The organism is Olleya sp. HaHaR_3_96 (genome assembly GCF_019278545.1).
GTDB lineage: Bacteria > Bacteroidota > Bacteroidia > Flavobacteriales > Flavobacteriaceae > Olleya.
Genome location: NZ_CP058987.1, coordinates 2845334 through 2858914, shown reverse-complemented (window position 1 = coordinate 2858914; position 13581 = coordinate 2845334). Strand labels below are relative to the sequence as shown.

12 protein-coding genes are annotated in these 13581 nt (G+C 31.1%); 10 read left to right on the top strand and 2 right to left on the bottom strand.

From position 1 onward, the window contains the following. Positions 1 to 231: 231 nt before the first annotated feature. Both H0I26_RS12570 and H0I26_RS12565 read right to left on the bottom strand, forming a co-directional pair. Complete coding sequence (locus tag H0I26_RS12570) at positions 232 to 549, bottom strand: hypothetical protein (protein ID WP_218699378.1); 318 nt, start codon at positions 547 to 549, stop codon at positions 232 to 234. A gap of 969 nt (positions 550 to 1518) precedes the next feature. Further along, positions 1519 to 1791 carry a transcriptional repressor gene (locus H0I26_RS12565; RefSeq protein WP_411268231.1) on the bottom strand — a complete coding sequence of 91 codons (273 nt, stop codon included), beginning with the start codon at positions 1789 to 1791 and terminating at the stop codon, positions 1519 to 1521. Positions 1792 to 2018: 227 nt separating this feature from the next. Here H0I26_RS12565 and H0I26_RS12560 point away from each other — a divergent pair, with 227 nt between their 5' ends. From H0I26_RS12560 to H0I26_RS12515, 10 genes are all read left to right on the top strand, one after another. Further along, on the top strand, positions 2019 to 2423 hold the full coding sequence (locus H0I26_RS12560; RefSeq protein WP_218699374.1) for a MerC domain-containing protein: 405 nt from the start codon (positions 2019 to 2021) through the stop codon (positions 2421 to 2423). After that, complete coding sequence (gene folE, locus H0I26_RS12555) at positions 2413 to 3078, top strand: GTP cyclohydrolase I FolE (RefSeq protein ID WP_218699372.1); 666 nt, start codon at positions 2413 to 2415, stop codon at positions 3076 to 3078. The genes H0I26_RS12560 and folE overlap by 11 nt, the downstream gene beginning before the upstream one ends. Positions 3079 to 3092: 14 nt before the next feature. Continuing rightward, entirely contained in the window at positions 3093 to 4766 is a 1674-nt protein-coding gene (locus tag H0I26_RS12550; RefSeq protein WP_218699370.1) for a PhoX family protein, read from the top strand. A gap of 64 nt (positions 4767 to 4830) precedes the next feature. Next, positions 4831 to 6030, top strand: a complete 1200-nt coding sequence (locus H0I26_RS12545) for a GTP-binding protein (RefSeq protein WP_218699368.1) — start codon at positions 4831 to 4833, stop codon at positions 6028 to 6030. A gap of 8 nt (positions 6031 to 6038) precedes the next feature. Continuing rightward, a complete protein-coding gene (locus H0I26_RS12540; RefSeq protein WP_218699366.1) occupies positions 6039 to 6668 on the top strand; it encodes an ABC transporter ATP-binding protein in 630 nt (209 codons plus the stop codon). Further along, positions 6665 to 7870: an ABC transporter permease gene (locus H0I26_RS12535; protein WP_218699364.1), complete on the top strand. Its 1206-nt coding sequence runs from the start codon at positions 6665 to 6667 to the stop codon at positions 7868 to 7870. The genes H0I26_RS12540 and H0I26_RS12535 overlap by 4 nt, the downstream gene beginning before the upstream one ends. Beyond that, entirely contained in the window at positions 7860 to 8300 is a 441-nt protein-coding gene (locus tag H0I26_RS12530) for a hypothetical protein (RefSeq protein WP_218699362.1), read from the top strand. Before H0I26_RS12535 ends, H0I26_RS12530 begins: the two co-directional genes overlap by 11 nt. Before the next feature lie 82 nt (positions 8301 to 8382). Next, positions 8383 to 9291 carry a GTP-binding protein gene (locus H0I26_RS12525; RefSeq protein ID WP_218699360.1) on the top strand — a complete coding sequence of 303 codons (909 nt, stop codon included), beginning with the start codon at positions 8383 to 8385 and terminating at the stop codon, positions 9289 to 9291. Between the two features lie 494 nt (positions 9292 to 9785). Next, the gene (locus tag H0I26_RS12520; RefSeq protein WP_256935339.1) at positions 9786 to 12161 is read left to right on the top strand and encodes a TonB-dependent receptor; all 2376 of its coding nucleotides are present in this window, start codon (positions 9786 to 9788) and stop codon (positions 12159 to 12161) included. A gap of 99 nt (positions 12162 to 12260) precedes the next feature. Then, positions 12261 to 12884, top strand: coding sequence for a GTP cyclohydrolase (locus H0I26_RS12515; protein ID WP_218699358.1), 624 nt, complete (start codon positions 12261 to 12263; stop codon positions 12882 to 12884). Positions 12885 to 13581: the final 697 nt, after the last annotated feature.

The following is a 13581-nucleotide window of genomic DNA, read 5'->3' as shown; positions in this document are numbered from 1 at the left end:
TAAAATTTAGGTAAAACAATAGGTGAGTGGTGCGTAAATATTTTAGGGGTTTAGTAATAAAGCTTCTTAATAGTTATTAAATACGCAACGGATTTCAAAGCAATTTAAAGAGTAAAAATGTTTCCTAAAATATAGCGTAACGAACCGTAATTGTTTCCAAAATCATATGCAGTCTTGATTTTTTTGTTTCTTTTTTTATCAAGAAAAAAAAAATAAGAACTAATTATATTATTACTCTTTATTAATGCGCTCCAAACCTTTATTTCTTATCTCAGTATAAGTATACTCAAAACCATCACCACTTTTAAGGTCATCAATTAATGCAGTTATAGTCCAGGGATCATTAACTGAATCGTTTGTTTCAAAAAGTTCATAGCAAAATTTTGAATCAAATATTCTATATATATAAGTTCGCGCTAAATCTATTTCATATTTGGCTCTTTTTTTTGTTTTTACATTGCCTTTATGCATGATTGGTTTATTGATAAGATATTCTTTAAAATGATTTTTAGCTTTGTCTAGTTTCTCTTTTATTTCGTTGTTTGTCATATTATTAGGTGTTTAAATTATGTAAATTTACGTCCTTATAAGTAGATGAAAAAAGATGTTAATTTTTTTGTTATGTTTAATCCTATTTTACATAATATTTATAGTTCCAATTAAAAAAAGTTTAAATAGTAACGAAAATAGAACAAGTGCTTAGAATTTTTATTTTCTAAAATTTAAGCTCTTGTGGCAATCCACGAGAATCTCGTAAAAAAATTACAACGAACATTTCCTCGAAAACGCAAATTATAATAATAGTAAAAAGTTAGCTTTTATTTGGCGTTGGCTTTGCGGTTGGAAATTGAGTTTTTAAAAATTAATGCGATAGCATAATTATTTTAAAAAAGCAATCGAGCGCAAAGGCAGCGGAAATTTTACATAACGACTAATTATAGTACAGAAATGGAATTCTGAAGTTTCTTGATAAATTGCGTATTTAAAAAAACTTGAACCATTGTACAGAATATTCAAATTAAACGATAAGTAAAATACTAATGTTTAATTACCCAAGTACAAACGTTTGTTATGAAAACAGCACATACTGGGATATTTTACATAATATTGAATTATAGCTTACACAGGTAACAAACATCATACTTAGTACTAAATGTTGTTTTAATATTGAATCATCCACAGGATTATCCAATATTAAAAGTGTACTATAATGGCCCGCGTTATGTAACTTGAGCTTTGGTTAAAAGCGAAAGTATTTCTATTGTTTCTGAAAAAAAATCTTCTAAAATGTTTCTCTATGATGTTAATGGAACACTCTTTTTACGAAGCGACGATAGGAGAGTAGTGGAATGTGTGTGGAATGGTTTTTAATCAACTAATATTCTATTATTTACGGTTTTTCCCTAAAGATATTTCTGTGAAATTTATTAAATTTTAATATTGATTTATTATACCCGAGTATTGAAAATATTATGGGTGATTATTTAATTTATAAGTATTAATAGATATGAAATTTATTTAAACAAAACATTCTTCACACTTTCCTTGAAGTAATATTTGAGACACATTAACTTTACGATTAGGAATATTAGGAATAAGAATATCCGTCGATAAACAATCTACTTTTCCACAGTCCAAACATTGAAAATGAGGATGAATATCATGATGTTCATCACTAGTACAGCCACTACATTTCGCATACCATTTATGTCCATTTTTACCTAAAAATGAATGCAAAAAACCATCATCTTCTAGCTTGTCTAAAATACGATATATCGTCGTTTTATTCATCTTTAAATGAAGACGTTCTATTAATGTAATTGCTGAAATAGCTGTTGATTGACCTTCAAATTCATCAAGAAGTATTTTAACAGATTTAGTTTTCCTTAAAATTCCCATAATACAAATATAGCACAACTATAGAGTAGAAAAAAATATAACCATATTTATTGCAACTAAGTTGCGTTAGTTGATAATAATACTATATTTGCAACTCAGTTGTATTAATATATTTTTTAATGATAATTACAAACCAAAAATCGGATAACATAGGAGCAATAGCAAGTACACTTTGTCTTATACATTGTATAGCTACACCAATATTATTTATAGCTCAAACGTGTTCTATAACTTGCTGCAGTGCTACACCAATTTGGTGGAGATCTATAGATTATTTTTTCTTAATAATTTCATTCTATGCTATTTACCGTTCTACAAAAACAACAACAAGTAATTGGATAAAACCTGCTTTATGGCTAAGTTGGTTTATGTTATTTATAATTATAATAAATGAAAAAATGGCTTGGTTTAACTTTCCTGAAAGCCTTATATATGTACCAGCATTAATATTAATTGCTTTGCATTTATACAATAGAAAATACTGCCAATGCAAAACCACTAATTGCTGTACAAATGAAAAATAAAGAAGAAATTATAATTACAGGAGATAATCATTTTTCAAAAAGTATAAAAACGCCTTTGCGTTCAGATGCTTTTGATAAATCTGACGATGAAAAAATAGAAAACATCCAACATCATTTTAAAATGATAATGGAAGAAATGGGATTAGATTTAACAGATGATAGCTTATCCGGAACGCCTTATCGTGTTGCAAAAATGTATGTAAAAGAACTGTTTTATGGCTTAAATCCTATCAATATGCCAAAACTTTCAACATTTGAAAATAAGTATAGTTATAAAAAAATGTTAGTAGAACAAAACATCAATATAGACTCTGCTTGCGAACATCATTTTTTACCAATAACCGGGTTTGCTAATGTAGCTTATGTGCCTAATAATAAAGTTATTGGATTGTCTAAAATTAATCGTTTGGTAGATTATTATGCACGTCGACCTCAGGTTCAAGAAAGATTAGTACTTCAAATTTTAAATGACTTACAAGAGGTTCTAGAAACTAAAGATGTTATTGTTTCAATAACCGCAAAACACCTTTGTGTTTCTTCAAGAGGTATAAAAGACCAAAGTAGTTTTACTACAACATTAGAATATGGAGGTTGTTTTTCTGACACAGAAAAGCGTAATGAATTTTTGAAAATAATAGCTCAAGAAAAAGTCTAACTATTTATAACAATATGGAATATAGCAGAAGAAAATTTATTTCTTTTATGGGATTAGCTGGAATTGGTGTGTTTTTAACGCCTAAATTCTTAACAAGTTGTGGTAGTACTACAACTCCAACAGCAGGTTATAATACGCTTACAAATAAAAAAATAGAAGCCCTTAAAACAATTGTTTTAGAAGGTTTAACACCTTCAGATAAAGATGATTTGTTGCTAGCTAATGGACTAAATTATCATACCATTATAAAATGGCAAGATTCAATTAATGAAACAAACACTTTTGGGTTTAATAATGATTTTACTTGCTTTATTCCGTTAGATGAAAATAATCCAAATGATGGATTATTATGGGTAAATCACGAATATGTAAGTCCTCTTTTTGTCTCTAATTTTATAAATTCCGAAGAGAATGAACTTGAAAAAACAAAAGAACAAGTAGATAAAGAGATGTACAATGTTGGTGGTAGTATTGTACGAATTAAACAAGAAAAAGGAGTTTGGTCTGTTGTAAAAAACGATCCGCATAATAGACGTATTACTGCAAAAACACCTATGAAAATAAATTGGGACACACCAATAAAAGGAGCAACCACATTAATAGGTACTAATAGTAATTGCTCTGGCGGAATTACACCTTGGAAGACCTTTATTACCTGCGAAGAAAACTATGATGGTTGTTTTGGAGAAACGGAGTATGATGTAAACAATATAGTAACTCACAGACCAAGTTGGTTAGGTTGGGAAAAAATTTATAATTATCCACCAGAAAATTATGGTTGGGTAGTAGAGGTAAACCCAAAAGACGGAATGGCTCAAAAACATATTGCTTTAGGTCGCTTTGCTCACGAGTGCTGTACGCTATACGAACTAGAGGATAAAAGAGTCGTTGCTTATACAGGAGACGATAAAAATAATGAACATTTATATAAATTTATTTCTTCGAAACCAGGTTCTTTAAAAGAAGGTACGCTTTATGTAGCAGATACTATTAATGGAAAATGGTTAGCCTTAGATTGGGAAAACCAACCGCTTTTAAAAAGTAAATTTAAAGACCAAACAGAAGTATTAATAAGAGTTAGAGAAGCAGCAAAAATATTAGGTGCTACAGCATTAAATAGACCTGAAGATATTGAAATAGATCCTATTACTGGAAATGTTTTTATTTCGCTTACCAATAATAAAACTAAAAACGACTTTCATGGTTCTATATTAAAACTAGAAGAAAATAATGGAGCTTTTGATGCTTTAACTTTTAAAGCTTCTACATATATAGCAGGAGGAGAAGACAATGGTTTCTCTTGTCCAGATAATTTAGCATTCGATTTATCAGGTAATTTATGGATAACTTCAGATATGTCTGGAAATGCTATGAACAAAGCCAACAAACCTTACTTTCCTTTTAAAAACAATAGTTTATTTGTTATTCCTAGGTATGGAAAAGATGCAGGTAAAGTTATTAGAGTTGCCTCAGCACCAAAAGATGCAGAACTTACAGGTCCTTGGTTTTCTCCAGATGGTAAAACACTATTTTTAAGTGTGCAACATCCAGGAGAGCAAACTAAAGATTTAAAAAATCCAACAAGTAAATGGCCTTTTGATAGCGATAATATTCCTAAACCTGCTGTTGTTGCTATTACAGGAGATTTAATTGAAAAAATGAATAAACTAAGTATAATAGAAGCGTAAACATGGAAGCTATAGATATTGATTTTCTTTTAAAGTTATCTCCTTCTAACAAAATATTGAACAAATGAAAAAACTACCTGTAACAGTATTAAGTGGGTTCTTAGGAGCAGGAAAAACCACTTTATTAAACCACGTACTACATAATAAAGAAGGTTTAAAAGTAGCTGTAATTGTTAATGATATGAGTGAAGTAAATATAGACGCTCAATTTATTGAAAATGAAAACACACTTTCTAGAACCGAAGAAAAGTTAGTCGAAATGTCTAATGGTTGTATTTGTTGTACACTTAGAGAAGATCTTATGGTAGAAATAGAAAAACTAGCAAGCCAAAATAAGTTCGATTATCTTCTTATAGAAAGTACAGGAATAAGTGAGCCCATTCCAGTTGCACAAACATTTTCTTTTGAAAGTGAAGACGGAAAAATAGATTTAAGTAAGTTTAGTTATGTAGATACTATGGTAACTGTTGTTGATGCTTATAATTTTTTAAAAGATTTTTCTAGTTCAGATTATCTTACAACAAGGGATTTAACAACTATTAAAAACGATAATAGAACCATTGTAAATTTATTAACCGATCAAATTGAATTTGCTAACGTAATTATTCTTAATAAGATTGATTTGGTTTCAGAAGATCAATTAGAAGAACTTCGTGCTATTATTCAAAAGCTAAATCCAGAAGCAAGTATTATAACAACAGAAAAATCTAAGGTTGTTTTAGAAAGTATTATTAATACAGGATTATTTGATTATGAAAAAGCAGAAGCTTCTGCTGGTTGGATAAAAGAATTGGAAAACGAACATGTTCCAGAAACCGATGAGTATGGTATTAGCTCTATTGTTTTTAAAAGTAAAAAGCCATTTCATCCAGAACGTTTTTTAAACTTTTTAAATACAGATTTTCCACAAAATATTATTAGAAGTAAAGGTTTGTTTTGGTTAGCATCCAGATCTAATGAAGCCTTAATATGGAGTTCGGCAGGAGGTTCTTGTAAAGCAGATTTTGCAGGAGATTGGTGGTGTTCTATGTCTTATGGAGAGCGTATGGGTTCTGCTTCTTTTAACGATAATAAAGAACAAATAGAATCGGAATGGGATGCAGCATATGGAGATAGAAAAATTGAATTAGTATTTATTGGGCAATATCTTGAAAATGAAGAAATAATAGAACAGTTAAATAGCTGTTTAATTACTAAAAATGAAGAAGAACTATGGAAAGAGAAAGCTTTCCCTCAAGAAGATAAATGGCCAATAGCTAGATAAGATTAACAATGGTACAAACCAATGATTTAATATTTCAATATAAAAAAAATGAAACCATTTTCAGTTTCCCTAATATAACTTTAGAACAACAAGAAAATGTACTTGTTTTAGGAAAATCTGGAATAGGAAAAACAACTTTCCTGCACCTTTTGGCAGGTTTATTAAAACCTATAAATGGTAGAGTAGTAGTAGACAATGTAGATGTTAGTACATTATCTAATTCAAAATTAGATGCCTTTAGAGGACAAAATATAGGTATAGTCTTTCAAAAAAAGTATGCCATACCAACCTTAAATGTTATCGAAAATTTAAAAGCTCGCCTTTTTTTTAGCAAAACACCTATTAATAATAAGGCTGTAGATACCTTGTTAAAAGAATTGGGCATATATCAATTTAAAAAAAGTAAAACAAACGAACTTAGTGAAGGACAGTTACAGCGTTTAAGTATTGCGTTAGCTGTTGTACATAAACCAAAGCTTATATTAGCAGATGAACCTACATCTAGCTTAGACGATGATAATTGCAAAATTGTTATTGAATTACTTTTAAAGCAAGCAAAACAAACCAATGCCAATTTAATTGTAATTACACACGACTTTAGAGTTAAATCATACTTCCAAAATAGCATTACATTATGAATATTTGGAATATTACTATACATAACATAAAATCCAAACCATTATATTCATTTCTTAGCATCTTTACGTTATCATTAAGTATTATGCTTCTTTTGGGAATACAGCAATTAAAATTCTCATTTAAAAATCAAATAGAAAATAATTTAGGTAACATAGATTTGGTTATAGGAGCAAAAGGAAGTCCATTGCAACTCGTTTTAGCATCTATATTACATTTAGACAATCCAACAGGAAACATTTCTTATGAAGAAGCAAAAAAAATAGGAACACATCCTATGGTAACATCTGCAGTGCCAATCTCTTATGGCGATAATTATAAAAACTATAGAATTGTAGGTACTACAAAAGAATATATGTCTATTTATAATGCAGAGTTAAATACAGGACGCGCTGTAAAAGCATCTTTAGAAGTTGTTTTAGGAGCAACTGTAGCACAAAAACTTAATCTTAAAATAGGAGATACGTTAGTAAGTGCTCACGGATTAATAGATAATAGTATAGATGTACATTCAGATAAATTAACAATTGTAGGTGTTTTAAAACCAACACAAAAAGTAATAGACCGTTTAATAATTACTAATTTAGAAAGTGTTTGGGATGTGCATGAACATAAACATCACAACCATCATGAAACGCATGAACAACATGAAGATCACAAAGAAATAACATCTTTATTAGTAACTTTTAAAAGTCCTAGAGCATTATTAACCTTTCCTAATAAGGTAAATAAGAGTACAAATATGCAAGCTGCATTGCCAAAATACGAATTAACTAAATTATACGAGTATACTAGTGTTGGTTTTAAAACCATTTCGTGGATCGCTTATATTATTCTTGTAATCTCTTGCCTAACTATTTTTATTAATTTTTATAAAATGGTAAAAGAACGTGCTTTTCATTTGGCCATTCTAAGAACCTATGGAGCTACTAATTTTCAGCTTATTAAAACACTTATATACGAAGCTTTATTTATAGTATTTATAGCATTTTTAACAGGTGTTTTATTAGTTAAAATTGGCATGTATTTTGTCTTAAACACTATGCAAACAAACGTTCAGCCTAACATACTTAAAGAATTGCCTTTTCAAAATATATTAGAAATAGCAATGCTTATTCTTTCCATGGTGATTGTATCTGTTACAGTTGCTATATATCCATTATTAAGTATGAATATTTCAACAATTTTAAGCCATGAGAAATAATTTTTTATTTTTAATATTACTTTTTTTAACTAGCACTTTATCTTTTAGTCAGCAAAAAATTACTTGGCAAAATTTATCTAAAGTTACTTATACAGAAAAGTTTTTCCCTTTATACGATGAGTATTTTAAGTATCCTGAATTTTCACTTTCCGTAAAAAAATTAGAAGGAAAGCAAATAACTATAACAGGTTATTTTTTAAATATATCTCCAGAAGACAATTTATTTATCTTATCAAAAGGACCAATGTCATCTTGTTTTTTCTGTGGTCAAGGAGGTCCTGAAACAACTATTGAACTTCAATTTTCTAATAAATCAAATTTTAAAACCGATAATATAGTCGCAATAACTGGAACATTAAAACTAAACAAAGATGATGTTGAGCATTTTAATTATATTTTAAATGAATGTACAGGAGTGTTAGTGAAGTAAAAGGCTCGGGAAATTAAGAATTACAAAAGCGAAGGTGAAATTACATAAAAACTATATATCAGAAGTTTAAAACATAAAAAACATGGAAGCTATTATTACCGTTGTTGGTTTTTTAGGGGCAGGTAAAACTACATTATTAAAATATTTGTTAGAAAAATTTGCTAATAACGGCTGGAACCCTTTTGTTATTCTTAACGATTATGAAAATGCAAATATGGACGCTCAACAATTTGCTAAGCATATTGAATTAAACCGTATTAAGCCTTTAAGCGGTAGTTGTATTTGTTGTAGCGGTATCGTTGAACTTAGAAATACGGTAAACAGAATTCCTGAAAGAAAAAATGGAATTACTTTAATCGAAGCTAACGGAACATCTGATGCGTGTTCGTTAATGGAATTTTTGGGTGTTGGTCTTCATGATCGGTTTTTGCCACCAATTCAAATTTCGGTGGTTGATGTTAAAAATTGGCAACAACGAGGCGAACATAATGAGCTCGAAGCAAATCAAATTCAGGTGTCCTCATTATTGGTTTTAACACATATTGAAGATGTAACTGAAAGTCGAAAAACTCAAGTAGTTAATGACATAAAACAACTGAATCCAATAGCTAAAATATTAACTATAGCCGATTTGGATGTTTTATTACTTCCTGAGTTACTACCATCTAAAAATACAGCAAAGAAATTCGACCATCAAAAAGCACATTGGGCTTCTTGTTCTGTAGATTTATCAGACTTACCAAACACAACCTGTATTCATACTATTTGTTCTGCATTACCTAAAAGTATTCTTAGAGTAAAAGGTTGCACTAAAATTAAGGGCGATAGCAATTACACTTATTTTGAACGTACTCCAGATGGTAAAGTATTTATACGTCCATTTAATGGAATTCCTATAACAGGTTCAAAACTACTTAGTATTGGTCCTGGGAGTAAACCTTCTGTACTTGAAAATGTAATAAAAGAAAGTATTACTTCGGCTTTACTTTAATAATTGATATAATACCAAATGAAATTTAAAATGAGTCCTAAATAATTTGAATTATGTTGCTCTTAAATGAATAATAAAATTCAATCATAGCCTTAGCTACGGTTTCATTTTATGGTGAAATAAAAGTGCGGTAGAAACGAATTATAAGGCTCGTTTTAATGTTTATTTGGTATAAGGTGTATAGGCATACCCTAAGTTCAAAGTTTTGACCATTTCAATGTTCCTAAAAAAAACAATTTAAAATAGCTAATGCAACTCAGTTGCATTTAATAAATTTAACCTATTTTTGGGCTTCACTAAATAAAAGATATGAATAGCCAGTATTTACGTTCAACATCCGATTTGGAGCTTTCAATTCTCATAAAGTACGAGAAAGTAGCCAATTCTTTAGTATAAAGTCACGTAATACTTGACAAAACAATTTTTGAATGCCATTCAGAATGAAACGACATTTTCTAATATTATTATTTTTATTCATTGGGTCATCATTACTAATGGCTCAAAAACAAACATGCGCTTATTCCCTTAGTGGAAAGGTATTGGATGCCAATACAGAAGCTCCTATTCCTAATGCTGTGATTAAAGTTAAGGGCATAGAAAAATACACCACCACTAATGTTGAAGGTAATTTTAAAATAGATAATCTATGTACAAAAAATAATATCCTTATTATTTCATGCTTAGGCTATACGAATTCGACAAAAGACCATGAACACGATTCAGCCATACACTTTTATTTAACCCAAGAGGTTACAGGATTGAACGAAGTAATCATTCAAGCGAAACGAGCTAAAGAAAAAGGTACTGAAACAATTTCGCAAGTTACAATTGGAAAGCGGGAAATTACCAGCAATCCAACCCAATCATTGGCAGCCGCCTTATCACAACAACAGGGAGTAACATTTACATCAACCGGTACTAATGTACAATTACCTGTTATTCATGGTTTGTATGGCAATCGAATCTTAGTATTGAATAATGGCCTAAAACATGGCTTTCAAAATTGGGGTACCGATCATGCTCCAGAAATAGACGTTGCTTCGGCAAACAGTATTACCGTAATAAAAGGTGCAGCTGGTGTACGGTATGGCTCTGAAGCCTTAGGAGGCGCCATTATTATTGAACCCAATCCATTACTATTAAACAATCCATTTTATGCAGAACTAAGTACGGGCTACCAAACCAATGGCAAAGGCTACAATGCCAATTTTGAAATTGGAAACGGAACTGAAAATTGGAGTTATTTTGCAAACGGAAATTATACCAGAATAGGAGATCGCAAAACACCCGATTACAGTTTAACCAATTCTGGAAAAGAAGAAAAAGCGTTTAGTTTTGGTGTTCTTCGGCATTTAGACCAATGGGATTTCAAGTTGAACTATAGTTTTGTTGACCAAAATCTAGCACTCTTACGCGCTTCTATCGCCAATAGTCCAGATTCGTTTATTCGAGCTATTAATTCAAACGAACCTATTATTATAAACCCGTTTTCTTATGATATTAATGAACCTAATCAAATAACCCAACACCATTTGGCAAAGGCTGAAATCAATTGGTGGTACGCCCAAGGCGCAAAGCTTACATTAATTGGAGGTGTGCAATTAAACAAAAGAAAGGAATTTGATGTCCGTAGAAATGCAGAGCTGCCTATTATTGATCTCGATTTGATTACCTATGACTATCAACTGGAATGGAAACATCCCAAATGGAATGGATTAAAGGGTTTGCTTGGTGTTCAATATTTTAGTCAAAACAACGACAATAACCCAGGTACCCAAACCACTCCGTATATCCCCAACTACAATACAGATAGGTTTAGTGCTTTTGCGGTTGAAAGCCGAACATTTGGAAAAAATATGATTGAAGCTGGGCTACGTTTTGACTATGAAACCAATGATGTACGAGGTAGAGAAACCAATCAAGATATTTTTAGAGACAACTATACTTTTACCAATTTTACCGGATCATTGGGTTATGTTCGGCAACTTTCCGAAAATAGCACTTTTAGAACAAATATAGGAACTGCATGGCGCACTCCAAATATGGAAGAACTGTTTGGTTATGGACAACATGGTTTTAAAACAACCTTTGGGTTGTTGCGATTCACGGATTCCAATGGCCAACTGAGTACCGACGAAATTATCCCTTTAGATCAAAGTAATGTGAACCCAGAAAGAGGCTATAAATTCATCAATGAATTTCAAACTAATAAAAATGGAAACACCCATAACATAACGGTGTATTCACATTTTATAGAAAATTATGTTTTTGATCGGCCCATTGGAGTTTTCGGAACGATACGTGGCCCAATGCCTGCATTTATTTTCGATCAAGTCGATGCGTTGTTCTTAGGCGCAGATTACAGTTGGAAAAAAGAATGGACGGATAATATTTCAAGTGTTTTTGGCGCAAGCTACTTATGGTCCATAAATGTAGGTGATAATGTGCCTTTAATCAACCAACCACCGGTTTCGACAAATGTTAATCTGAAATGGAACCAAGGCAACGTATGGTTATTTGATTCTTCTAAATGGTCGATTCGTCCTAGTTATACCTTTCGACAATTTCAAGCACCACGTACAATTACACCCGAAAGTTTGGTTGATGGATCTGTGGAGCTTACAACAAACTCTGAAATATTTGACTTTGCAGCGGCAACTGGTGGGTATTTTCTACTTGATCTGTCATGGAACTTTAAGTGGAAAAACCTCAATGGAGGTATTACGGTTCAAAACCTCTTTAATAAGGCTTATCGGGATTACTTAAATGAAAATCGCTATTTCGCCGATGAATCTGGTAGAAATTTACTTTTTACACTAAAATATACTCTTAAAACAAATACTAAAAATGAATATAAAAAACGCCACTAAATACAGAGCTATGGCAACTAGGCCGCCTTGAGTTTTGAAGATTTCTATAGTACCATTCAATAAAATTAAAACAATACAATAAAATTAAAAAAAAGAAAGATGAAAACAATGAATCCATTTAAAAATTTACATTTATTAGCCATTTTATTTTCAGCTATTACCATTGTTGGTTGTAGTAATGATGATGATGCCGCACCGCAAGTAGAAAATGTAGTAGAAGTATTTACAGATGTTACCCTTACTTTCACGAATACGGCTGATGCTAGTGACGTGGTAAGTGCTTCCGCTCAAGACCCAGACGGAACAGGTATACAAGAATTACAAATCTTGGATGCTATTACACTTGCTCCCGATACCGAATATATATTAACCTATGAAATTCTAAATGCTCTAAATCCAGCAGACATTGAAAATATTGGCAACGAAATCCTTGAGGAAGACAATGAGCATCAGTTCTTCTTTAGTTTCACGGAAGACGTCTTTGCCAATCCTACTGGAAACGGTAATATAGATACAGCTGCAGACCCAATAAATTACAACGATCAGGATGAAAATGGTAATCCGGTCGGTTTGTCCTCTACTTGGACAACCTCTAGTGCAACATCTTCTGGAGAATCATTCACTGTTAGGTTGCAGCACCAGCCAGATGTTAAAACAGCTACATCTGGCTCCAATGATGGTGATACCGATTTTACTTTAACCTTTGTCTTGAATATTCAATAAACAATTTTTGTATTTAATCTCCCACCTTGTTCGCTATGAACAAGCGAGGGAGATTTCTACAATGTTTTATGAGTATATATATTTTAAGAAATAAGGTTTTGATAACAAAAAACTTCCTATTTAGGAGGTGGTGGAAAGTTTGTAATACCAAATTCTAGCCAAAAGAACCAAATAGCGTGTAAATAAACTTTTGCCTTAGGCATATAAAGTATTTTAAACCTACAATTATGATTTACACCTAAAAATACATAACAGCGAAAAAAAGGCTTAAGCCTAAAATAAAAAAGATAATACTTAACATCCATAATAAAAGAATTTAAAGTTAAATCTTAGCAATAGCGCCAAGGATAGCCGATTCCCTTGTTTTGAATGAGTCAAATGCAACGGATAAAGCGGTTTAAGGCGCGTTGGATGAAGCGTTGGCTAAATAGCTTTAGTTTATTTACCCTTGCATTTCACGAACCGAAAAACATAACTTTGGTGTTACTTGTGCGCGCATCAAAAACATTAAATAAGTTCTAATGTTGAATAGAAGCAAGATGTTAAAAAGACCTCATAAAATTTTGGTAAAACAATAAGTTGAAGTGAGCGTTCATGTTTTAGGCTATACAAATGCAATTATCCTGTGGATGATTGTAATTGGATACAACACTTTAATAAATGATAGTTTCAAATTGTATTTAACTAAAAATGTACA

Bases quoted from the DNA above. Each gene is read 5' to 3' on its own strand.
- H0I26_RS12540 (WP_218699366.1), top strand. From the start codon at position 6,039: ATGGTACAAACCAATGATTTAATATTTCAATATAAAAAAAATGAAACC.
- folE (WP_218699372.1), top strand. From the start codon at position 2,413: ATGAAAAATAAAGAAGAAATTATAATTACAGGAGATAATCATTTTTCA.
- H0I26_RS12535 (WP_218699364.1), top strand. From the start codon at position 6,665: ATGAATATTTGGAATATTACTATACATAACATAAAATCCAAACCATTA.
- H0I26_RS12530 (WP_218699362.1), top strand. From the start codon at position 7,860: ATGAGAAATAATTTTTTATTTTTAATATTACTTTTTTTAACTAGCACT.
- H0I26_RS12550 (WP_218699370.1), top strand. From the start codon at position 3,093: ATGGAATATAGCAGAAGAAAATTTATTTCTTTTATGGGATTAGCTGGA.
- H0I26_RS12545 (WP_218699368.1), top strand. From the start codon at position 4,831: ATGAAAAAACTACCTGTAACAGTATTAAGTGGGTTCTTAGGAGCAGGA.
- H0I26_RS12515 (WP_218699358.1), top strand. From the start codon at position 12,261: ATGAAAACAATGAATCCATTTAAAAATTTACATTTATTAGCCATTTTA.
- H0I26_RS12570 (WP_218699378.1), bottom strand. From the start codon at position 549: ATGACAAACAACGAAATAAAAGAGAAACTAGACAAAGCTAAAAATCAT.
- H0I26_RS12560 (WP_218699374.1), top strand. From the start codon at position 2,019: ATGATAATTACAAACCAAAAATCGGATAACATAGGAGCAATAGCAAGT.
- H0I26_RS12525 (WP_218699360.1), top strand. From the start codon at position 8,383: ATGGAAGCTATTATTACCGTTGTTGGTTTTTTAGGGGCAGGTAAAACT.
- H0I26_RS12520 (WP_256935339.1), top strand. From the start codon at position 9,786: ATGGCTCAAAAACAAACATGCGCTTATTCCCTTAGTGGAAAGGTATTG.
- H0I26_RS12565 (WP_411268231.1), bottom strand. From the start codon at position 1,791: ATGAATAAAACGACGATATATCGTATTTTAGACAAGCTAGAAGATGAT.